We start from the raw sequence: 22,830 nt of genomic DNA, 5'->3' as shown, positions 1-22,830 counted from the left end.
AACGTGACGACAGATACCGCACCAAGCGTGCCGCTCACCGACTTTGCGAATACGGCGAAGACGAGTACAACGGCAAGCTTTAGCTGGACAGCAGCCAGCGGGGCAACTGGGATCGTGATCGAACAATCGCCAGCGGGCACGAACACGTGGACAACATCGTCCACAAGCGGAGCCCTTGCGTCCAATGCCACAAGTGCCACGGTAACAGGATTGAACCCGGCCACGTCATACGATTTCCGCCTTGTGGTCACTGGCGGTACGAACGCTGGCACATCGAATGTGGTCTCGAACATCACGACGGATAATGCATCAAGCGTGCCGCTCACGGATTTTGCGAATACGGCGAAGACGAGTACAACGGCAAGTTTTAGCTGGACAGCAGCCAGCGGGGCAACTGGGATCGTGATCGAACAATCCCTAGCGGGCACGAACACGTGGACAACATCGTCCACAAGCGGAGCCCTTGCGGCCAATGCCACAAGTGCCACGGTAACAGGATTGAACCCAGCCACGTCGTATGACTTCCGACTCGTGGTCACTGGCGGTACGAACGCTGGCACATCGAATGTCGTTTCGAACATAACAACGGATAATGCACCGACCGTGCCTAACATCCCTAACGTACCAAGTTCGCCGACTAGTCCGGTAATTAGTGGTTCTGGTAGCAGCGCTCCTTCAAGCGGCACTACTGGGGTAGACATTCTTGTTAACGGAAAAGTGGAGAGCGCAGGTACGGCCACGGCATCGCAACGCAATAACCAAAGCGTAACCACGATATCCGTCGACCAGAACAAGCTGGACAACAAGCTTGCATCGGAAGGCTCTGGAGCCGTAGTGACTCTACCAGTTAATACGAAATCGGATATTGTGATTGGTGAATTGAACGGTCAGATGATTAAAAATCTGGAAAGCTATAGTGCGACATTGGAGATTAGAACAGCCCGAGCAACATATACCTTGCCAGCTCAACAAATAAATATTAATGCCCTATCCGCCCAATTGGGTAAAGAGTTGAACCTGCAAGACATCAAAGTTCGCATTGAAATCGCCGCTCCAATCACGGATATGATGCAAGTGGTAGACCAAGCGGCAGGGAAGAATGGGCTCACGCTCGTTGCTCCACCGACGGATTTCAAGATTAGCGCAACATATGGAAGCACGGCCATTGACGTATCAAAATTTAACGCATATGTTGAAAGAAGCGTTGCTCTTCCGAACGGTATTGATCCGAATAAGATTACAACAGGTTTGGTGGTAGAGCCGGATGGATCGGTAAGGCATGTACCAACCAAAGTGATTTTCAAGGAGGGAATGTATTACGCTCGGATCAACAGTTTAACAAACAGCACTTATACCGTTGTCTGGCACCCGCTAGAATTCAGTGATGTTGCAAAGCACTGGGCTAAAAAAGCTGTGAACGATATGGGTTCCCGAATGATTGTCAACGGTACCGGCAATGAGCAGTTCAGTCCCGACCAAGATATTACACGTGCCGAATTCGCAGCCAGCATTGTTCGAGGACTGGGACTTAAACTTGAGAACGAGACTACGCCTTTCTCGGACGTTAAGTCTTCCGATTGGTATAGCAGTGTAATTAGTACGGCGTATGCATACGAATTGCTTGATGGTTATCCAGATGGTACCTTCCGTCCGATGGATAAGATTACACGTGAACAGGCGATGGTGATCCTTTCCAAGGCAATGATTCTGACCAGATTGAAGGAAAAGCAGCCTGTACAATCGACAGATGGAATACTTCAATCATTTCAAGATGCGTCTAGTGTTTCTCATTGGGCACAAAGTAGCGTTATGGAAAGTGTACAAGCAGGCATCATATCTGGCAGAAGTGCCACAGCACTTGTACCTAAGGCTTATATTACAAGAGCTGAGGTAGCCACGATTATCCAGAAGCTTCTTCAAAAGTCTGAATTGATCTAATGTATATATAGTTCAATTCATCAAGTGATCTTAAAAAAGAGAGTTGACTAAAAAAGGGTGATTTCTGCATCTTGCAGAAATCATCTTTTTTTAGTGGTAAGTTGTGTGTAACTGGAGCCGTAAGTTTTACTCAAAATAGCCAACACGGTCCAATGATTTGGTTGAATCATAAAATAAGGGTACACAAATGATAGGAAATGAACTAAAATGAACTTATATGAACTTTAATAAACATAGTGAACTTCATTGAAAGCCAGAAAGCGACAATGAGCTCAACTCTAAACTTAATTCACAAGACGAAAGGAATGGATTACAAATGGAAAACCGTTATGCAGCCCACCCGAATGAAGTGAAAACGTATGATACAGCTCGTTTGCGTGAGGAATTCCTTATGGAGCAATTGTTTGCCAAAGACGAACTCGTGACTGTGTACTCCCATGTGGATCGTTACATCGTAGGAACTGCGGTGACACAAAGCAAAGACATTACCCTTGAAGTCAACTTGAAAGATATCGGAACAGATTTTTTCCTGGAGCGCCGTGAAATCGGTATAATCAACGTGGGTGGACAAGGTACAGTAACAGCGGACGGAGAAGCGTATGAAATTGGAGCCAAAGAATGCCTCTATATCGGTAAAGGCGTTAAGGAAGTGGTATTCAAGAGCAATGGCACAGAGCAGGCGGCTCAGTTCTACTTTGTTTCTACACCAGCTCACCATACCTATCCAACGGTAAAAGCAACTCAGGAGCAAGCACAGCCGAACCACCTCGGCAGCATCGAAACCTCCAACGAGCGTACGATCTACCGTTACATTCACCAAGGTGAAGGCGGAATCAAGAGCTGTCAATTGGTTATGGGGATTACTGAACTGAACAAAGGTAACATGTGGAACACGATGCCGGCACATACGCATAACCGCCGTTCCGAAGTTTACTTGTACTGGAACCTGCCTGAAGATGGCGTTGTATTTCATATGATGGGCGAGCCAACTGAAACGCGTCACCTCGTTGTACGTGATCGTCAGGCGATCATCTCTCCAAGCTGGTCTATTCACAGCGGTGTGGGCACAAGCAACTACACTTTCTGTTGGGCAATGGCTGGAGAAAACCAAACGTTCGAAGACATGGACGGCGTAGCGATGAAGGATCTGAAATAAGAAAGAAATAGGAAGTTGATTAGATGAATCCATTGAAACGACATGAAAAGATAATGGAGGCTCTGCTGGAGCGCCAGGAGGTCACGGTTAGTGACCTGAGCGAATTGTTGCAGGTGACTGGCAAAACGGTGCGAGAGGATCTCGACAAGCTGGAGAGTATGGGATTGCTTGTGCGTGTACACGGCGGAGCCATGCTGGCCCAGAATGATCAATATGGGATTCTGAACAGCCGCGGGGCACTGGAGAAACACCAGTCCGAGAAAACCGAGATTGCCGAACGAGCACTTGCGTACATTAAGCCCGGAGATATTGTAGCACTGGATGGTGGCAGCACCACGTTAGAGATGGCCAAGCGGCTCGATAATCAGCCGCTGACGGTGATCACAAGTGATTTGTACATCATTGCTGAGCTGACGAAAAAGGAACAGGTGCGACTGGTCGTTCCTGGTGGAGCGCGTGTGCGTAATATGCTGGTAGGTGAAGATACGGCGGCATTTATCTCCGGTCTGAACATTCACAAAGCCTTCATTTCAACAACGGCACTTCATCCTGAATTTGGCCTTTCCATCTATACAGGGGATTTGGTTCCACTGAAAAAAGCAATGATCGCTGCCGCACAGCAGGTGTTTGGCGTAGTGGATCATTACAAATTCGGGCAATTTGCACTCCGTACCTTCGCACAGTGCTCTGAACTGGATTATATTATCAGCGACCGGAATCTGGATGAAGAGACTGCGGCTTTATACAGGCAGAGCGGTGTCGATGTGGATTACAAAAGTTAACTTCATGTATTTTTAACGGAATGAAATAACGAACAATACAGTTGTTGTTTGCATATCAAAGACATGTGGAGGAAATGTTCATGAACCCATTTGATTTAAGCGGACAAGTTGCAATGGTGACAGGTACTTCAGGAGGACTCGGGCAAGGAATGGCAGTTGGCCTCGCTGAAGCGGGGGCAGATGTGGTGCTGGTGTCTTACTCCAAACCGGCAGAGACGGCAAGTGCAATTGAAGCACTGGGACGTAAAGCGTATATCATCGAAGCTGATCTGAGCAAGGAAGAGGAATTGTCAGCTGTGTTTGAAAAAGCACTTGCGTTCCAAGGAAGAATTGATATTCTCGTCAACAATGCGGGTATCATTCGCCGCACTCCAGCAGCGGATCACGGACATCAGGACTGGCATGATGTGATTGCTCTGAACCTGAACAGTGTGTTTTTCCTTAGCCAGCTGGCGGGTAGACATATGATTGAACGTGGAAGCGGCAAAATCATTAACATTGCATCGATGCTTTCTTACCAAGGCGGCATTAATGTTCCAGGGTATACGGCTAGTAAACACGGCGTTGCCGGGTTGACGAAAGCTCTGGCTAACGAATGGGCTGGCAAAGGCATTCAGATTAACGGTATCGCTCCAGGTTATATGGAAACGGATAATACAACCCAAATTCGTGCGGACGAGAACCGTTACCGCGATATTACGGCGCGTATTCCAGCAGGTCGCTGGGGAACACCAGAGGATTTGAAAGGTCCGGTGGTGTTCCTGGCTTCTGCCGCATCGGATTATTTGAATGGTCACGTACTTAATGTGGATGGCGGATGGATGGCACGTTAAACCATCATCTGAGATCCGTTTTGCAGAAGGAGGCAATGAGATGAAACTTGGTGTTCTGGCCCATACGTTTGGTAAACGGCCTACAGCTGAGCTGGCGCAAATCATTGCGGACAACGGATTCAACTCCGTGCAACTGGCTCTTGCCAAAGCATTGTCGGACATGGATTCAGCGAACGGCAAATTGAGTCCTGGATTCGCTAATGAGGTAGGAGAACAATTTGCCAGCCGCGGGGTGAAAATTGCCGTTCTAGGCTGTTATATCAACCCGATTGATCCTGATCCTGTGAGCCGTCGCGCAGACATTAACCGGTTCAAGGAACATCTGCGATATGCCCGGGATTTCGGGTGCAGTATGGTGGCAACAGAAACAGGAGAACGAACGACTTATCGGGATACCTATCCAGACACGTACGATGAAAAGTCATGGAGTGTTCTGAAAGATACGCTGGAGGAAATCACGGAGGAAGCGGAAAAGTGGGGCGTACATGCTGCCATTGAACCCGTGGCGACACATACGCTTCATACGCATGAACATATGACTCGTTTGTTTGAAGAGATTCCGTCATCCAATCTGGGCATGTTGTTTGATCCGTGCAATCTGATTAAACAGCATCATACTGAAGATCAAGGAGCTTTTCTGCGCGAAGTCATGGAGAAACTGTATGAGAAGATTATCGTGATTCATGCAAAGGACGTAGCTTTCAACGCACAGGGTGAGAAGTATAATCCTGTTCCTGGATCGGGCATCCTGGATTATCCGTTGTTCTTCGAATTGCTCAAAACGTATAAACCCCACATTGATATTTCGCTGGAGGGTGTGAATGCAGAGGAGGCTGTGCCTGCTGCCAAGCACCTGCGTGAGGTATGGAACGCCGTGAAGGTTTAATAACAAGAGGGTTGAACGACTATTAGAGAATCGGTCAGCGGTCCGTTCCTCTAGCGGATGAAAAATGTTATGCTGAATGATGAAACTACAAAAATGCAATGAGAGCTTAGTAGAAGTTCTAACGACGAATGAACTGAAAAACCTTTGCTACGGCAAAGGTTTTTTTAATACAGCAAGATTGTATTTTACATATTAATATTTCTTATCGGAAAAATCGGAAATAACTCTTTTCAAAACCGACATCTTGTGAGAGAATATGGAAAACATAAGCTGCCATGAGAAGACATCAAGAAGCCAAAAGTTGAGATCAGGATGCACAAGAATGCATATATCAAGGGAGGATTCAGAATTATGTCAAACGAACGTGAGCTTTCATTTGAAACATTAGCTATTCATGCAGGTCAAGAGATTGACCCAACAACTCAATCTAGAGCTGTACCTTTGTACCAGACAACATCTTATGGATTCCGTGATACGGAGCATGCTGCTAATCTGTTTGGTTTGAAAGAGTTTGGCAACATCTATACACGTCTGATGAATCCAACAACGGATGTATTTGAGCAGCGGATTGCGGCTTTGGAAGGTGGAGCAGGGGCATTGGCTACAGCTTCGGGTCAAGCGGCCATTACGTTCTCTTTGCTGAATATTGCCGGTGCTGGAGATGAGATTGTGTCCTCAGCAAGTCTGTATGGAGGGACATATAACCTGTTCTCAACCACGTTGCCGAAATTAGGCCTTGATGTGAAATTTGTAGATTCCAGTGATCCTGAGAACTTCCGCGCGGCGATTACGGAGAAAACAAAAGCGTTGTACGCTGAAACGATTGGTAACCCGAAAGGTAACGTACTTGATATTGAAGCCGTGGCAGCAATTGCCCATGAGCACGGGATTCCTCTGATCGTGGATAACACGTTCCCAAGCCCGTATCTGCTTCGTCCAATTGAGCATGGAGCGGATATCGTTGTTCACTCAGCGACGAAGTTCATTGGTGGACATGGTACATCCATTGGTGGTGTCATTGTAGACAGCGGTAAATTCGACTGGAAAGCAAGTGGTAAATTCCCGGGACTGACTGAACCAGACCCAAGTTATCATGGGGTTGTGTATACAGAAGCGGTTGGACCAATTGCTTATATTATTAAAGCGCGTGTACAGTTGTTGCGTGATCTGGGTGCGTCGATCTCTCCATTTAACTCATGGTTGTTACTGCAAGGACTGGAAACATTACATCTTCGCGTGGAACGTCACAGCAGTAACGCTCTGGCCGTAGCGGAATATTTGGAGAAACATGAGGATGTTCTTTGGGTGAGCTATGCCGGTCTGCCAAGTCACCCATCTTATGAGCTTGCACAGAAGTATCTTCCAAGAGGGCAGGGTGCAATCTTAACATTTGGAATCAAAGGTGGCGTAGAAGCAGGACGTAAATTGATCGAAAATGTAAAACTATTCTCTCACCTCGCCAACGTGGGCGATTCCAAGTCATTGATCATCCACCCTGCAAGCACAACCCATGCCCAGCTGACAGAGGAAGAGCAAACAGCAGCTGGCGTAAATCCGGAATTGATCCGTCTGTCCATTGGTACGGAGAATGTTCAGGATATCATCTACGACCTGGAGCAAGCGATTAAAGCGAGCCAAGGTGCAAGTGTAGGGGCGTAAAAAGGTTTAAGTTTAATGTGTAGTTTAATCATTGAGGTACAATAAAAGTTGCGAAGAAGTGAGCATCCCTCTGTTGGATGCTCACTTCTTTTTTTATTCCACCAGCTCAAAGAACGCGATATTAAAGGTGGATTGAGTTAAACGAGAGTACATTACGTGTGCCTTTATTGGCTTACAAGCGTCAGTTTGTCCGGCAAAATACCAGGTGTAGATTCTCTCATAATAGGTGTAGTCACAATATGTGAGATCTGGTAAGGCTGCTCGGGGTTGTCGATTCGGGACAACAGCATCTCTGCCGCCTTAATTCCCATCTCGTTGCTGTAGATATGAACCGTCGTTAAAGGAGGCTCAATGATTCTTGATTCAGGCGCGTTATCGAATCCACATACCACAATATCCTGCGGAACCGTCACTTCTCTAGATTTAAAGGCCCTGATTAGCTCAACCGCAATGAAGTCATTGGCACATACATACGCCGAAGGAAATGTCTCCAGTGCAGAAACCCGCTCCTTCATCCAACCGGGTTTTGAGAAGAACAGCTTATCATCATCTGTAATGCAGTGGGAGAGATCTACCTGCAGTCCTGATTCCAGCATCGCACGGTGATATCCTATCCATCGTTCATTAAAGCTTTTACAGTGATTGTAATCCCCAGCAAAGCCGATACTCTTGCAGCCGCTATCAATTAGTTTTTTGGTTAATTGGTAGATACTATGTTCATTCTCCATAAGTAACAGATCGGCATGGAAATCCGGATAACAAATATTGGCTGCACAATCGATAAAGATCGTAGGAATCCCGAGCTCTGTAATAAGGCGGGTGTATTCCAGATTAAATAACTCGATGCAAATGATGCCGTCCACTTTTGAAACATCAAAATTGTTTGGTAATGTCAGGCCATCCTGATCAACTTCACGAACGATATGGATTGAAAGATTATACCCCTCTGCACTGATTCTTTTCTCCAGTCCGCTGATTAACAATGATCCAAAGTGAGACGTATTAGGAAGGTTTTCTGTTAACAGGGCGATATTGCCCGGCGTTTTGCTGAGAATCTGTTCACTCTCCACGTAAGCAAATTGTTTATATTTTAACTCAATCGCCTTTCTAATAACCCGATTCCGTGTCTCTTCTGGAATGTTTCCGCTATCATTAAGGGCTTTGGAAGCTGTATTTCTGGAAATGCCCAAAGCATCCGCGATATCCTGTATCGTCACTTTCTCTTTTGCCATGTCATATCTCACCTCAAATGGTCAATTCATCATCTCAAATATGTTCTAAACCAAATGTATAATATATCAGGGCAAATAGCAATTGTATATTTACAAATGAACAATTTTAATTTTCGTTTGTAAACTTATTTTTGTCGCATTCTGCGAAAGTATCATTTCTTGTTATTGCGATGTAAATCAAAATCAGGCACGGTTATTAGGTATTTAAACACCTCGTACGGTGGGGTTTTTGAGCTATAAATCTGTCTATTATACAATTAGTTTCGCACTGAAAATTGAGCATATGCACATTAAATTTTCACATTATGTATTGACGAAGTAAGGTTTATCCTGATAAATTGTAAAATATAAAAGTTGCAATTGTAAACATTGTAAGCCCTTACTATGAACGATTGTAAATTACATTCATGAACGGAGGTCATGTGTTGGACAAAACAGTGAACACGAATAAAAGGATGGCGAACGGCCTCAAAGAGAGAAACTCTCTTTTTCACCCACTGCAGCAAATGAAAAAGAATTATTTTTTGTATGTATTGCTTGCACCAGCGCTCATCCTGACTTTGATCTTTAAGTACATTCCGATGTATGGAGCTATTATCGCGTTCAAGGACTTCAGTCCGATCAAGGGCATCATGGGTAGTGAGTGGGTGGGTTTTAAGCATTTCGAGAAATTTTTGGCTTCACCCAATTTTGATGTCATTTTTATGAATACGCTTAAACTCAGCTTTTTGGGATTGATTTTCAGTTTCCCTGTACCTATTCTGCTGGCTATCATGCTGAACCAGGTGCGAAAAGCTGCTGTGAAGAAGAATATTCAATTGTTTCTATACGCACCTAATTTCATATCCGTTGTCGTTGTTGTGGGCATGTTGTTTATCTTTTTATCCCCGACAGGTCCCATTAATCAATTAACCACGTGGATTACAGGTCAGCCGGTCATGTTTATGTCCGAACCTGAATATTTCCGCTGGATTTACATTTTGTCCGATATTTGGACTGGAGCAGGCTGGGCCTCGATTATATACGTTGCAGCTCTGGCCAATGTCGATCCAGAGCTTCACAATGCGGCCAATCTGGATGGTGCCAATCTTCTTCAGCGTATTCGCCACATTGACCTCCCGACCATTCGTCCGATTATGGCAATCGTATTTATCCTTGCTGCGGGCGGAATTATGTCCATCGGATTCGAAAAGGCGTACCTGATGCAAACATCCATGAACCTGCCATCCTCCGAAATTATTGCTACCTACGTTTATAAAGTGGGATTGCAATCCGGGGATTATGCCTATTCTGCGGCAGTTGGATTGTTTAACTCTTTCATCAATGTCATTCTGCTTATTACTGTGAATCTGATCGTGAAGAAATTAAACGAAGGTGAAGGACTTTATTAGAATGGAGTGTTAGGCATGACTATTAAACCGACAGGGCTGGATCGATTGATCCTTGCACTGAATGCCATTTTTCTTACGTGTGCTGTACTCGTAGTGGTGGTTCCTCTCATTTATATCGTTATCGCTTCTTTTATGGATCCAACGGTACTGCTTAATCAAGGTTTGTCTTTTAAAGTATCGGACTGGAGTCTGGACGGCTATCAGATGATTTTATCCAATCCGGCCATGATTCGAGGTTTCGCGAATGCGGTGCTATACTCCGTTTCCTTTGCCTTCGTGACCGTTGCGGTCTCAATCTGTGCTGGTTATGCATTGTCTGAGGAAAGACTGGCAGGAAGAGGTTTCTTCATGGTGATATTTATCATCACGATGTTCTTTGGCGGCGGTCTCATTCCCACTTATCTGCTCGTACGCAATCTCGGGATGCTCGATACGATATGGGCGATCATTATTCCTGGAGCGGTTAACGTGTGGAACATCATTCTATCCAGAACGTTTTTCAAAGGTGTCCCAAGGGAACTCAAAGAAGCTGCGAACGTTGATGGTGCTTCGGATATGAAGATTTTCTTCCAGATTGTCATTCCGTTGTCTAAACCCATCATATTTGTCCTCGCCTTGTATGCGTTCGTCGGACAATGGAATTCATATTTCGATGCCATGATTTATCTGGATAATCCCAATCTGCACCCCTTACAGCTTGTTCTGCGTTCCATATTGATCCAGAATCAGGCTGCGCCGGGCATGATCAGTGATCAGCTTGCTATGGCAGAGCTCAAACGGCTTTCCGAGATGATTAAGTACTCTGCGATTGTTATCTCGAGTCTGCCGCTGATTATCATGTATCCGTTTTTTCAAAAGTATTTCGAGAAGGGTGTCATGGTAGGTTCGCTGAAATAGTGAACGGCCTGAGATATCGCTAGTCGGTTTCAATCCTATAAAGTGGAGGTCACGTCATGAAAAAAATGAAAAAGTCCAAAAGAGCCATTACAACGCTTTCCGTTTCGATGTTGTCTGCTATGCTGCTGCTCTCGGCTTGTGGTGGGAGCGGGGGAGGGGCAGCAAGTGAAGCTCAGTCTCCGGATGGGAAAGTGACATTGAATTTTATAACGCAGAGCTCGCCGCTGGCTCCGGCCGATCCCAACGAGAAGCTGATTAACAAAAGGCTTGAGGAAAAGACCAATGTGCATATCAACTGGAAGAACTATACAAGTGATGTGTTTGCCGAAAAAAGAAATCTGGCGGTAGCCAGCGGGGATTTGCCCGATGCCATTTTTGACGCGGGTTACGGGGATTATGATCTCTTGAAGCTGGCCAAAGACGGGGCTATTATTCCGCTTGAAGACTTGATCGATCAATATATGCCCAATCTGCAAAAGGTATTAAAGGAAGCTCCGGAATACAAGAGCATGATCACAGCACCGGATGGACATATTTATTCTTTTCCATGGATCGAGGAGTTGGGAAGCGGCAAGCAACGGATACAAGCGGTGGATAATTTGCCCTGGATCAATGTGGAGTGGTTGAACAAGCTTGGACTGAAGATGCCGACTACCACGGAGGAATTGAAAAAGGTGCTGATCGCATTCAAAACGCAGGATCCGAATGGGAATGGGAAGGCAGACGAAATTCCGTTGTCGTTCATTAACAAGCCGGGCGGTGAAGACCTGACTTTTCTTTTTGCGGCATTTGGACTTGGCGAGAACTGGGACCATACTGTAGTGACGAACGATGGAAAGGTGGTCTTTACCGCAGCGGATGACGGCTACAAGGAAGCCGTGAAATTCATCCATGAGCTTGTGAAGGAAGGCCTTGTTGATGTGGAGGCTTATCAGCAGGATTGGAATACGTATCTAGCCAAGGGCAAGGACCATAAGTATGGCATGTATTTCACTTGGGATAAGGCCAACATTACAGGAATGAATGATGCGTATGGTGTTTTGCCACCGGTTGCCGGTCCCAACGGAGAGAGAAATGTGACAAGAACTAACGGAATCGGACTTGACCGAGGGCGTATGGTCATCACGAGCAGCAATAAAAATCTGGAATCTACAGCAAAGTGGGTGGACCAGCTATACGAACCGCTCCAGTCGATCCAAAATAACTGGGGAACGTACGGAGATGAAACCCAGCAAAATATTTTTGAATTCGATGAAGCCAAAGGCATGCTGAAGCATCTGCCGCTGGAAGGGGCAGCGCCTGTCGAACTGAGACAAAAAACAAGCATTGCCGGACCGCTGGCGATTCTCGACAGTTATTACGGCAAGTATACAACCAAACCGGAAGATGCTGCATGGCGCATGGAGCTTCTTGATCGGGTTATGGTTCCACATATGAAAGCAGATAACGTTTACCCAAGCGTATTTTTCTCCATCGACGAGCTTGACCGACTGTCTACCATTGAAACCGACCTGTTCGCCTATGTACTACGCATGCGCACGGAATGGTATCAAAACGGAAAGATTGAGCAGGAGTGGAGTGCCTATCTGAAAGAGCTGGATCGTCTTGGATTACAGGAATGGCTTCAAATCAAACAAGCAGGATACGACCGCAATACCCAATAAACGAACCGGACACGGAGACTTTGACTTCGAGTGGCAACCTGCTTAGACATCAGAGTCTCTGGCAAACCGGTCTATGTAGAGGAGAGAATCAGCATGTCTACAATTTCAACAACCGATTACCGCAGTACCTATCATTTCTCGCCAAAAGAGAAGTGGATGAATGATCCTAACGGAATGGTTTTCTTCAAAGGTGAGTACCACCTGTTCTATCAATATCACCCGTACGGTAATACATGGGGACCCATGCATTGGGGACACGCTGTGACCAAGGACCTCTTTACCTGGGAAGAGCTGTCTGTGGCTTTGGCGCCCGATGAACATGGCATGATCTTCTCGGGGAGTGCTGTGGTAGATTGGAAAAATACTTCCGGTTTCTTTGATGAGGAGCCAGGACTAGTAGCCATTTTCACTCACCACTTGGAAGTACCGAACGATCAGCCGGTTCAGCGGCAAAGCATTGCGTACAGCAAGGACAATGGCCGCACATGGGACAAATATAAGGGAAATCCGGTACTGCAGCATGAGTCATTCGTAGATTTTCGCGATCCCAAGGTGTTCTGGCATGAGCAGACGAAGGAATGGGTGATGATTATTGCTTGCGGCCAGACCGTGTGCCTGTACCGTTCTCCCAATCTGAAGGAGTGGACTCTCGGGAGTGAATTCGGTGCAGGCATCGGTTCACATGACGGTGTGTGGGAGTGTCCTGATCTGTTTCCGCTAGCAGTGGATGGAAATAATGAGCATATAAAATGGGTTATGCTTGTGAGCATTGGCGCAGATCCTGCGTTTAAGGAAGGTTCGCGAACTCAATACTTTACCGGGGAGTTCGATGGTTCGACCTTTGTCCCGGATGAAGCTTCCCACACTGTGCGCTGGCTTGACCATGGACGGGACAACTACGCGGGGGTCAGTTGGTCCGATATTCCGGCAGAAGACGGCAGGCGGCTGTTTATGGGCTGGATGAGCAATTGGATGTATGCCAACCAAACGCCTACAGAAGGTTACCGCGGCGTCATGACTATAGCCCGTGAACTCAGTTTGGAAACGATAAACGGAAAAATAACGTTGGTTCAGCGCCCTGCCCGTGAGCTTGAACTAGCCCGGAGACCGATATTGTCTTTGCAGAACGTAACAGTCAAAGAGGCTAGAACTCACCTTACTAACCTGCAATTGGAGAGCTATGAAGTCGATGCGAAGTGGATATCCGAGCAATCCGTTCACTTTAAATTGCGAAGCGGCGCAAATCATCAAACCGTCGTTGGAATCGATGCGAGTCGGCAAGAAGTGTACGTTGATCGCGAGCGATCAGGCATCGTCGATTTTCATGAGCATTTCGGGGGACGTCATGCAGCAAGCATTCAGTCAGAGAATGGAGATCATCATCTGCGTATTTATGTAGATTCTTCATCGGTTGAGGTATTTGCCAATGGGGGGCAGGCCGTTATTACCGATCTGATCTATCCGGATGCGGAAGCGAAACGAATCACGGTAGATGCCGGTGACGACAACGTAGTCTTTTCCTCACTTAATATCTACAAGTTGACTCCAGTAAAAGTGGTAATTAATGAAAAATAGAGAGAAGGAGGGCGGGGTGATGCGTATAGGTGCGATTGAAGCAGGCGGAACAAAATTTGTATGTGGAATAGGTAATGAACAAGGACATCTGGAGGACTGGTGTAGTTTTCCGACGGAACATCCCGAGACTACACTCGCCAAGGTTAGGGATTATTTTCGGGGGAAAGGCGTGGCTGCGATCGGCATTGGCTCCTTTGGTCCGCTCGACCTGCAACCGGATAGCCCTTCTTACGGTTGTATTACGACAACCCCAAAGCCGGGATGGAGCAACTGCAATGTGGTTGGCATCTTGAAGCGTGAATTCGGGCTTCCTATCGGGTGGGATACGGATGTGAATGCCGCTGCACTGGGTGAAGTCACATGGGGAGCTGCGCAGGGCCTGGACAACTGTGTGTATTACACAATTGGCACCGGGGTTGGCGTCGGACTCATCGCCGGAGGGAAAAGGGTACATGGGTTATTGCATCCCGAGGGTGGACATATTCGGACTAGGCGTCATCCTCATGATCACTTTGTTGGCCTATGCAACTATCATGGAGATTGTCTGGAAGGGCTGGCCGCAGGACCGGCCATCGAAGCACGCTGGGAGAGGCCCGGCAGTGAGCTGCCGACCGACCACCTGGCGTGGGAGATCGAATCCTTCTACATTGCAGAGTCCATCACAACATCGATCCTGCTGCATTCGCCGCAGAAGGTCATCCTGGGCGGTGGAGTCATGCAGCAAACGCATCTGTTTCCCATGATTCGGGAACGGGTTGTCCAGAATATCAATGGTTATGTGAAGGCATCCGAACTGCTACAAAATATCGATCGATATATTGTTCAACCAGGCTTGGGACAGCAAGCAGGTTTATATGGTGCACTCGTCTTGGGTATGGAGGCGCTGGAACTCGCAACAACGGAATCATCATATTCAGATTCTGAAAAGGACGGATACCTATCCACTTCGTAGTTGGAATAGTGCACCGTTCCGATAAACACCCATTTACAAATGAACGGCACAGGCATATAATTAAGCAAAAGTTGTATTGAGTAAAAATAATTGCATAAGTACAAAAATGATTATCATTCTCACTGGATCTTTGATCCTATGAGAAGACAAAATCATCTCTAAACCATGCTGCTGCGGGATTCCCGCAGCAGCATGTGCCATTTTTAGGGCAATAACAATGGCTCTCATTCTCAATACAATTTGGGTGAAGGCAGCCAAAAAGAAGAAGACAGGAGAACAGCCTAGGCGTTGGAACTAACGAAGTAAAAGCACTTGTAGAAGCGAAAGCAAAGCACTCGTAGAAGTAAAAGCACGAATTGGAGAAAGCTGAAGTGACGTCATTACACTCAAATTCATACGAAGGGAATGTGATTTATATGCAAGCGATACATCAGCCTTTACAAGGAAAACAGCAAGCCAAACAGAAGTCCGCCCAAACTCCTGGCCCCAACCGGGGCAAGAAACCGAACTTCCGCGCGATGCTGCAGAACAAGGAGATGCAGGCGGCGCTGGGCAGCGGCATTATGATGCTCATTGCATGGGGAATGGCTCCTTATTTTTCCACCTTGTCTGTAATACTCTACATCGCCGCTTATGCCATTGGTGGCTGGACAAAGGCCAAGGAAGGCGTCGAAACCTTGGTTAAGGATCGCGATCTGGATGTCAACCTGCTGATGATTGCCGCATCACTCGGGGCAGCAACGATTGGCTACTGGAATGAAGGCGCGATGCTGATCTTTATTTTTGCTCTCAGTGGTGCATTGGAAAGTTACGCGACGGAGCGCAGTCACAAAGACATTTCTTCTTTGATGGCACTGAAACCGGAGACAGCACTGCGGCTCGAGGATGGGCAGATGAATGTGGTGGCTATTGAGGAATTGAAGTCGGGTGATCTGCTGCTGGTAAAACCGGGGGAGCTGATTCCTGCGGATGGTGTAGTCTATCGGGGAAGTTCTTTTATTAACCAATCGTCGATTACCGGTGAATCCATGCCAGTGGATAAAAGTGAAGGCGACGAAGTTTACGCAGGCACCGTGAACGGTGAAGGGGCATTATATATCGAGGTCACGAAGTCGGCTGCAGGATCTTTGTTCGGGAAAATCATCAAATTGGTGGAGGAAGCGCAAGCCGAGGTGCCGGATTCACAGCGTTTTATGGAACGTTTTGAAGGCATCTATGCACGCATTGTAGTAGGGGTTACACTCCTTGTTATTGTAGGAACCCCGCTGCTCTTGGGGTGGACGTGGAATGAGGCTTTCTACAAAGCGATGGTTTTTCTTGTGGTGGCTTCCCCTTGTGCGCTCGTGTCGTCCATCATGCCTGTCATGCTGTCTGCAATGTCCAGCAGTGCCCGCCGCGGTATTTTGTTCAAGGGAGGGGCACATATGGAGAATATCGCTCAAACCAAGGTGGTTGCTTTTGACAAAACAGGTACACTCACTATGGGAACGCCGCAAGTAACGGATATTCTGACCACTTCTAACGTAAGCAGAGAACAATTATTATCTGCGGTGGCGTCCATAGAGAATCTCTCGATGCATCCTCTTGCCCAGGCTATTGTGGAGCGGGCCAACAAGGAGAACTTGCCTCTACAAGAAGCAGAGCAGGTTCAATCCATTACGGGACATGGTATTGAGGGAACCGTAAACGGCGTCGTATGGAAGATTGGCCGACTGGATGGAGCAACGTGGCTTCAATCGATACAAGGTACACAAAAGATGCAAGAGATGCAGGAGAAGCAACATAATCAAGAGAAAAATGGAATGCAAGAGGTACAGGAATCAGAGATGATGCAAACGACGGAAAAGAGAGAAGCTACGGAAACACTGGCTGTAATGCCAGAATCCAAGAGAGAGACTGCCTTGGAGACCACAGTCGATGAAGTAACCGTAAACAGTGCCGCGGACTGGGAAGCGGTATGTACCCAACTGGAGCAGGAAGGGAAAACGATATCTGTTGTAACGCTCAATGGTGAGTTTGCGGGGTTGATTGCGATGCGGGATATGATCCGTCCACAGGCGGCTGCTGCCGTGCAAAAGCTGGAGAGTATGGGCGTCAAAGTAGCGATGTTAACCGGCGACCGCGCTCGTTCAGCCTCGGTCATTGCTCGCGAAACCGGGGTTAGCCTGATCTATGCGGACTTGCTGCCTCAAGATAAGGTCAAACAGGTGCAGGCGCTTCGCGAGCAATATGGTCATGTGCTCATGGTTGGTGACGGGGTCAATGATGCGCCAGCACTTGCAGCAGCAACGGTGGGGATGGGCATGGGATTGTCAGGCAGTGGGACAGCAATCGAGGTAGCTGATGCGGTGCTTATGAATGACAATATCGAAGAGATTGCGTGGGTAATCGGGCAGGCTCGGCGAGCAGAACGCACGGTGAGACACAATATGTGGTTTGCCATTACGGTCATTCTGGCGTTAATCGCAGGCAATTTCCTGCAAGATGTTGCTTTGCCGCTTGGTGTCATTGGTCATGAAGGTAGTACGATTCTGGTAATTTTGAATGGACTTCGGCTGTTGCGTTAAGTTGAGCTGAAAGAGCATAACGAGTATCCGTGTAAAAGCATGAACATGTGAATCACATTGAGGTTTAATTGATACAGTCTGGCAGCTCCGTTTGAACCTGTGGTCAGAGGGTAAATAGTCGAAGAGACAATATAACGTTTCTTATTAACGATCATTACTAATGATAAGGGAGCTGTGAACAATGGACCGTTACGTACAAGTTGAACCAAATGTAAAAGTATATGTTGAAGATATTGGTGAAGGGACTCCGGTACTGTTTTTGCACGGCTGGCCTGTCAATTATAAAATGTTTGAATACCAATTGAATGTGTTGCCGAACCACGGAATTCGCACCATTGCAATGGATTTCAGAGGTTACGGTTTATCCGATAAGCCATCTATTGGATATGACTATGACCGCATGGCAGACGATGTTCGTGCTGTTATTGACGATCTGGGACTGACAGATGCCGTACTCGCTGGTTTCTCCATGGGTGGTGCTATCGCGGCACATTACATGGCGCGTCATGAGGGGCACGGGGTATCGAAGCTGGCTTTGCTATCGGCAGCGGCTCCTGTATTTACACAGCGTGACGGGTATCCGTACGGCTTGACGCCAGATGAGCTGAATGAGCAGATTATTGAGCCGATTTTTACAGATCGGGCGAAGCTGCTGGATACGTTCGGCGGGATGTTTTTTGCAAAAGAACACAGCCAGCCATTCATGCAGTGGTTCCATGCACTCGGCATGGAGGCTTCGTCTTATGGCACGATCAGCAGTGCGATGGCGCTGCGCGATGAGGATTTGCGCGGGGAACTAGAAACAATTCAGGTGCCTACAGCCATTTTCCACGGTAAAAAAGATGAAATCTGCCCGTTCGAATTCGCTGAAGAGATGCAAAAAGCGATTCCTGCGGCCGAATTGGTTGTGTTTGAAGAGAGTGGACACGGTGCATTTTATGATGAATTGGAAAAATACAATGCCGAACTGATTCGATTTATTCAATCTTGATCGTTTGGATAAAAAGAAAATATAAATTGCCTTATAGATGATTTCAGCAATTTCAGCAATTTCATGGAATCTTCATTTGTGGCTAAAAAAAGAACCCAACTTCAGCATGAGCTGTGGTCTGGGTTCTTTTGCTTTACATATTGTATTGCGTAATTTCTTGTTCGCTATCTGCAGAATCTTTTAGCTTTTTTTAGCTGCTCACCTTGTGCACCAATTTAAAATAGCTCGGTTAGTCCGATCATCGTAATCAGACCAAACAGGAAGGAGATTGTTGCTGCGCGTGCATTGCCGTCACCGTGACTCTCAGGGATGAGCTCTTTGTACACGATGAACATCATCGCGCCTGCTGCAAAAGCAAGACCATATGGCACCAGCCCAGCAACGAGACTACTGAGCGTATATCCGATCATGGCCGTTATAATCTCTACAGCCCCAGTCAGTGTTGCGATGCCAAGTGCCTTGAAGCGACCGATGTTCTGATTGACGAGAAAGAGAGCGACCAGAAATCCTTCCGGTGCATTTTGTAATCCTATGGAAAAGGCGATCAGATTTCCTAAGTTCTCATCCGTACTAGCGTAACTTACACCGACGGACAAGCCCTCCGGCAAGTTATGCATCGTAATAGCTGCGATAATCATAAAGGCTTTGCCTTCAATTTTGAAAGGCATCTTTTCGGGATTCTCCAGATCTACGTGCGGAATACGCATCTCCAGCACCAGCAGAACCAAGCTACCGAGCATAATGCCAAAAGCAAGAACAAATAGATTAGATTGTCCCAGTGCTTCGGGAATGAGATTGTACACCGAGGCCGAGGTCATAATACCCGCTGCGTAAGCGAGTAAAATGTCGCGCAGACGATGTGATATTTTACGCATAAATAAGATCGGTACGGCCCCAAGTCCGGTAGACATGGCCGAAATAATACTGCCGAGTAGAGCGTCGTTCATGCTTCCATTTTCCCTCCTGATGAAGACTTCTTCATAATCGCTGCCGAGCATTGACACCGTACATAAAAGAGATCATAATGAACAACAGATTAGAATGATTATAAATTAGAATTCCGTTTCTGCATAGGCAAATCGTCATATTCGCAGGCAGCTCTGATGGACATGATGTGGGCTATCCGTTCTAGTGTATGCAAAGGCTCGCGCTTTTGATGCCGGAGGGCTTGATCTTTTTGCAGAACATGGGGGAGGAACTATACATGTATAAATCAATTATTATTGGAACAGGCCCTGCAGGGCTGACAGCAGCAATCTATCTGGCACGCGCCAACTTGAACCCACTCGTTATTGAAGGACCGCAACCTGGCGGACAGCTGACAACAACGACAGAAGTGGAGAACTTCCCGGGTTTCCCTGATGGCATCATGGGCCCTGAACTGATGGACAATATGCGTAAGCAAGCAGAGCGTTTTGGCGCAGAATTCCGTACGGGCTGGGTAAACAACATCGACATGAGCGAGCGTCCTTTCAAAATTCAAGTCGAAGGTATGGGAGAACTTGTATCCGAAACGTTGATCTTGTCTACAGGCGCATCTGCTAAATATTTGGGTATCCCAGGAGAAGAAACAAACGTGGGCCGCGGTGTCAGCACTTGTGCGACATGTGACGGATTCTTCTTCCGGAACAAAGAGATTATCGTTATCGGCGGCGGCGATTCCGCATTGGAAGAAGCAAGCTTCTTGTCCCGTTTCGGTTCCAAAGTAACGCTGGTGCACCGTCGTGAAGAACTGCGCGGCTCCAAAATCATGCAAGATCGTGCACGCAGCAACGAGAAAGTAGAAATGGCGCTGAACCGCACGCCACTTGAAGTGATTGCTGGCGACAACGGCGTAACTGGCTTGAAAGTGCTCAACAATGCAACCGGTGAAGAAGAAGTGATTCCGGCAAGCGGCGTATTTGTAGCGATTGGTCACACACCAAACACTGGTTTCTTGGGTGGTCAGATTACTACAGACGAGCATGGTTACATTTTGACAACTCCAGGTACTTCTGAAACAAACATCCCAGGCGTATTCGCATGTGGTGACGTTCAGGATACACGCTATAAACAAGCGATTACAGCAGCAGGAAGCGGATGTATGGCTGCGATGGACACCGAGAAATTCATTGAAAGCCTGGAGCACAGCGCAGTAGCGTTGTAATTCGGAGTTGGCATTAAAGGACTTTGGATTAAAAAGCTGTAACTCCAGTGTTTGAACAGTGCTTTTTTAAGCTTATTAATAATTAACGATATAAATCAAATAATCATTATGAGGTGAATCGAACATGGAAAACGTAATTGTATACACATCCACCAACTGCCCGAACTGCAAATCCGTGAAGTCTTTCCTGGCTGATAAAGGCATTGCTTACGAAGAGCGCAACATCGAGACAAGCGACGAGTTCGCACAACAAGTATGGGATATGGGCGTACGCGCAGTTCCTTTGACTGTAATCGGTGAACACCGCATTCTGGGTATGAACAAAACACAATTTGCTAAAGCGTTGGACGCTTAATTCATGCTTGGCTAGCTATGGTTGCTGGCTATGTAGTTTAACAGAATTGAAGCTATTCCGGTTCGCGCGAGCCGTTTGAATATAGAAGTGAAGAGAAGAAAAACCGTACCTGATGAGGTACGGTTTTTCTGTTTTTACATTTTTAGAAGGAATGTAAAAGTAACAAAAAAAGAAGACGCGTAAGGCAACGTCTGAATGTAAGGACATTGCGCATAAGCGTCTTCTTTTTGAGCTAGAAAAAAATACTCATACACGTCTGAAATACGACATACACCAGTAAACCTGACAACATGTACATGAAACCAGCCTTCTTTTTGCTCTGAAAAAATCGAAGTATGCCCAGGCTGAACAGGGGCGCAAGCACAATCAGGAACAGGAGTACGGTGACAAATACTGGCGCCGAGATATCTGATGTATCCACGTAGGTCACGAGTTTTCACTCCGTTTCATTATCGGATAACACGGCAACGAGAACGCTGCCATGACAAAAATCACATAATCTCATTATACCTCTGGATTTCTTTAACAAAAAGGGAGGAAATGGGGCGAAATCTTGTCAATTTTAATGATTTTTAGCTAAATATTAAACAGAAACCCTTACATTTCCTAAAAATTGGGATATTGCTGAATATGCTGCCCCTATTCGAGTTGAACGGCTACCGAGTGCAGCCCATTCGACTTGCAGACTTCGACGGTGATAAGGCAGCGTACGTTCCTCGACCACCTGTTTGAGTGCGGATTCAATCCAAGGTTTAGCCTCCGAAAGCGGCCCTCCAATAATAATACGTTCCGGGTTAAAGCTATTAACGATGTTGGTAATACCCACACCTAGCTTGCGTCCAATGATGTCGTATAAGGCTATCACGTCCTGGTGTCCATTCTGGGCGTGTTCAATCAGTTCTTTGGTCGTATATGCAGGCAGGTGCTGCTGATCCGGGTGTTCGTATACTTTTTCCGAGGCATATAACTCCCAGCATCCCCGATTTCCGCAAGAACAAGGCAGACCCTCTGCTTCAATGGACATATGTCCAGTCTCACCAGCGTATCCCCAAGCACCCTTATATAATTCACCATCAACCATAATGCCTGAACCAATCCCGATCCCTGCACTGATATAGATCAGATGACGCACACCAACACCTGCACCGAAATTCAATTCACCACGCGCTCCCGCGTTGGCCTCGTTATCTATGGTGACAGGCAAGTTGAAGCTTTCTTCCATCATGGCTCGCAAGGGTACCATCTCCCACTTCAAGTTGGGCGCAAACAGCACGGTGCCTTGTTCATCCACCATCCCTGGAACGCCGATGCCAATGCCTATGACGCCGTGTGGAGAGGGGGGAGCCTGCTTCATCAGGTGACTCGCAGCCAGCTTTAATTGTTCAAATACAGACGCTGCGTCATGCTGCTCCAGATTAAGGGCATATTCGGCGACGATATGGCCTTCAAGATCAGTGAGCACACCTTTCAAACGGGTTACGCTCAATTCCAGGCCAACCGCATATCCAGCCGTACCTCGGAAAAGCAACATTAGAGGTTTGCGTCCACCGCTGGATTCTCCGGGTCCAATCTCCTGCACTAACTCATCGCTGATCAAATCCGCCACCAGATTGGAAACCGTTGCTTTGTTGAGGCCGGTCACTTCAGACAATTTGGCCCGGGAAAGGGGGGCGTGACGGCGAATCGTATCCAGTACGATCGACTTGTTTATTTTTTTGACCAGCATCTGGTCTCCGGTAATTTTCATATCGTTAAGGCACTCCTATTCTTTGTAACAAAGGATTTCATGTATATCCGCTAAGAAGC

At 46.9% G+C, this 22,830-nt stretch carries 19 protein-coding genes; 15 read left to right on the top strand and 4 right to left on the bottom strand.

Annotation, left to right across the window (positions count from 1 at the left end):
• The 6 genes from ABIE27_RS27970 to ABIE27_RS27945 all read left to right on the top strand — a co-directional run.
• A partial coding sequence (locus ABIE27_RS27970; protein ID WP_429352054.1) for an S-layer homology domain-containing protein occupies positions 1-1,938 on the top strand: 1,938 nt, incomplete at its 5' end.
• Positions 1,939-2,254: 316 nt separating this feature from the next.
• The gene (kduI, locus tag ABIE27_RS27965) at positions 2,255-3,094 is read left to right on the top strand and encodes a 5-dehydro-4-deoxy-D-glucuronate isomerase (protein WP_123065889.1); all 840 of its coding nucleotides are present in this window, start codon (positions 2,255-2,257) and stop codon (positions 3,092-3,094) included.
• A gap of 23 nt (positions 3,095-3,117) precedes the next feature.
• Complete coding sequence (locus tag ABIE27_RS27960) at positions 3,118-3,876, top strand: DeoR/GlpR family DNA-binding transcription regulator (RefSeq protein ID WP_123065888.1); 759 nt, start codon at positions 3,118-3,120, stop codon at positions 3,874-3,876.
• Between the two features lie 80 nt (positions 3,877-3,956).
• A complete protein-coding gene (kduD, locus tag ABIE27_RS27955) occupies positions 3,957-4,709 on the top strand; it encodes a 2-dehydro-3-deoxy-D-gluconate 5-dehydrogenase KduD (RefSeq protein ID WP_123065887.1) in 753 nt (250 codons plus the stop codon).
• A 40-nt stretch (positions 4,710-4,749) separates the two neighbouring features.
• Positions 4,750-5,595, top strand: a complete 846-nt coding sequence (locus tag ABIE27_RS27950; RefSeq protein ID WP_123065886.1) for a sugar phosphate isomerase/epimerase family protein — start codon at positions 4,750-4,752, stop codon at positions 5,593-5,595.
• 351 nt (positions 5,596-5,946) lie between these two features.
• Positions 5,947-7,254 (top strand): homocysteine synthase, encoded by a 1,308-nt coding sequence (locus ABIE27_RS27945; RefSeq protein WP_123065885.1) that lies wholly within the window; start codon positions 5,947-5,949, stop codon positions 7,252-7,254.
• A gap of 164 nt (positions 7,255-7,418) precedes the next feature.
• Here ABIE27_RS27945 and ABIE27_RS27940 read toward each other — a convergent pair whose 3' ends face one another.
• Entirely contained in the window at positions 7,419-8,486 is a 1,068-nt protein-coding gene (locus ABIE27_RS27940; RefSeq protein WP_123065884.1) for a LacI family DNA-binding transcriptional regulator, read from the bottom strand.
• A 455-nt stretch (positions 8,487-8,941) separates the two neighbouring features.
• Here ABIE27_RS27940 and ABIE27_RS27935 point away from each other — a divergent pair, with 455 nt between their 5' ends.
• The 7 genes from ABIE27_RS27935 to ABIE27_RS27905 all read left to right on the top strand — a co-directional run bounded on the left by ABIE27_RS27935 (position 8,942) and on the right by ABIE27_RS27905 (position 18,523).
• Positions 8,942-9,877, top strand: a complete 936-nt coding sequence (locus ABIE27_RS27935; protein WP_429352056.1) for an ABC transporter permease — start codon at positions 8,942-8,944, stop codon at positions 9,875-9,877.
• Positions 9,878-9,892: 15 nt separating this feature from the next.
• Positions 9,893-10,774, top strand: a complete 882-nt coding sequence (locus tag ABIE27_RS27930) for a carbohydrate ABC transporter permease (protein ID WP_123065883.1) — start codon at positions 9,893-9,895, stop codon at positions 10,772-10,774.
• A gap of 56 nt (positions 10,775-10,830) precedes the next feature.
• Complete coding sequence (locus ABIE27_RS27925) at positions 10,831-12,438, top strand: ABC transporter substrate-binding protein (RefSeq protein ID WP_123065882.1); 1,608 nt, start codon at positions 10,831-10,833, stop codon at positions 12,436-12,438.
• Positions 12,439-12,531: 93 nt separating this feature from the next.
• On the top strand, positions 12,532-14,013 hold the full coding sequence (locus ABIE27_RS27920; protein ID WP_123065881.1) for a glycoside hydrolase family 32 protein: 1,482 nt from the start codon (positions 12,532-12,534) through the stop codon (positions 14,011-14,013).
• Between the two features lie 19 nt (positions 14,014-14,032).
• Positions 14,033-14,965 (top strand): ROK family protein, encoded by a 933-nt coding sequence (locus ABIE27_RS27915; RefSeq protein WP_123065880.1) that lies wholly within the window; start codon positions 14,033-14,035, stop codon positions 14,963-14,965.
• 416 nt (positions 14,966-15,381) lie between these two features.
• Positions 15,382-17,532, top strand: a complete 2,151-nt coding sequence (locus tag ABIE27_RS27910) for a heavy metal translocating P-type ATPase (protein ID WP_429352055.1) — start codon at positions 15,382-15,384, stop codon at positions 17,530-17,532.
• Positions 17,533-17,713: 181 nt separating this feature from the next.
• Complete coding sequence (locus ABIE27_RS27905) at positions 17,714-18,523, top strand: alpha/beta fold hydrolase (RefSeq protein ID WP_429352053.1); 810 nt, start codon at positions 17,714-17,716, stop codon at positions 18,521-18,523.
• A gap of 215 nt (positions 18,524-18,738) precedes the next feature.
• Here the strand turns inward: ABIE27_RS27905 and ABIE27_RS27900 are convergent, their stop codons facing one another.
• The gene (locus tag ABIE27_RS27900) at positions 18,739-19,470 is read right to left on the bottom strand and encodes a ZIP family metal transporter (RefSeq protein ID WP_090924449.1); all 732 of its coding nucleotides are present in this window, start codon (positions 19,468-19,470) and stop codon (positions 18,739-18,741) included.
• 257 nt (positions 19,471-19,727) lie between these two features.
• Between ABIE27_RS27900 and trxB the strand changes: the two genes are divergently transcribed.
• Both trxB and ABIE27_RS27890 read left to right on the top strand, forming a co-directional pair.
• Positions 19,728-20,669 (top strand): thioredoxin-disulfide reductase, encoded by a 942-nt coding sequence (trxB, locus tag ABIE27_RS27895; RefSeq protein WP_090924450.1) that lies wholly within the window; start codon positions 19,728-19,730, stop codon positions 20,667-20,669.
• 124 nt (positions 20,670-20,793) lie between these two features.
• Positions 20,794-21,024 carry a glutaredoxin family protein gene (locus ABIE27_RS27890; RefSeq protein ID WP_056693307.1) on the top strand — a complete coding sequence of 77 codons (231 nt, stop codon included), beginning with the start codon at positions 20,794-20,796 and terminating at the stop codon, positions 21,022-21,024.
• Between the two features lie 232 nt (positions 21,025-21,256).
• Here ABIE27_RS27890 and ABIE27_RS27885 read toward each other — a convergent pair whose 3' ends face one another.
• Both ABIE27_RS27885 and ABIE27_RS27880 read right to left on the bottom strand, forming a co-directional pair.
• Positions 21,257-21,454, bottom strand: a complete 198-nt coding sequence (locus ABIE27_RS27885) for a hypothetical protein (RefSeq protein ID WP_123065878.1) — start codon at positions 21,452-21,454, stop codon at positions 21,257-21,259.
• Positions 21,455-21,607: 153 nt separating this feature from the next.
• Positions 21,608-22,771, bottom strand: a complete 1,164-nt coding sequence (locus tag ABIE27_RS27880) for an ROK family protein (RefSeq protein ID WP_429352052.1) — start codon at positions 22,769-22,771, stop codon at positions 21,608-21,610.
• Positions 22,772-22,830: the final 59 nt, after the last annotated feature.

Source organism: Paenibacillus sp. 4624 (assembly GCF_050435065.1).
GTDB lineage: Bacteria > Bacillota > Bacilli > Paenibacillales > Paenibacillaceae > Paenibacillus > Paenibacillus amylolyticus_D.
The sequence above is the reverse complement of the archived record's forward strand: the minus strand, read 5'-3'. Positions and strand labels throughout refer to the sequence as shown.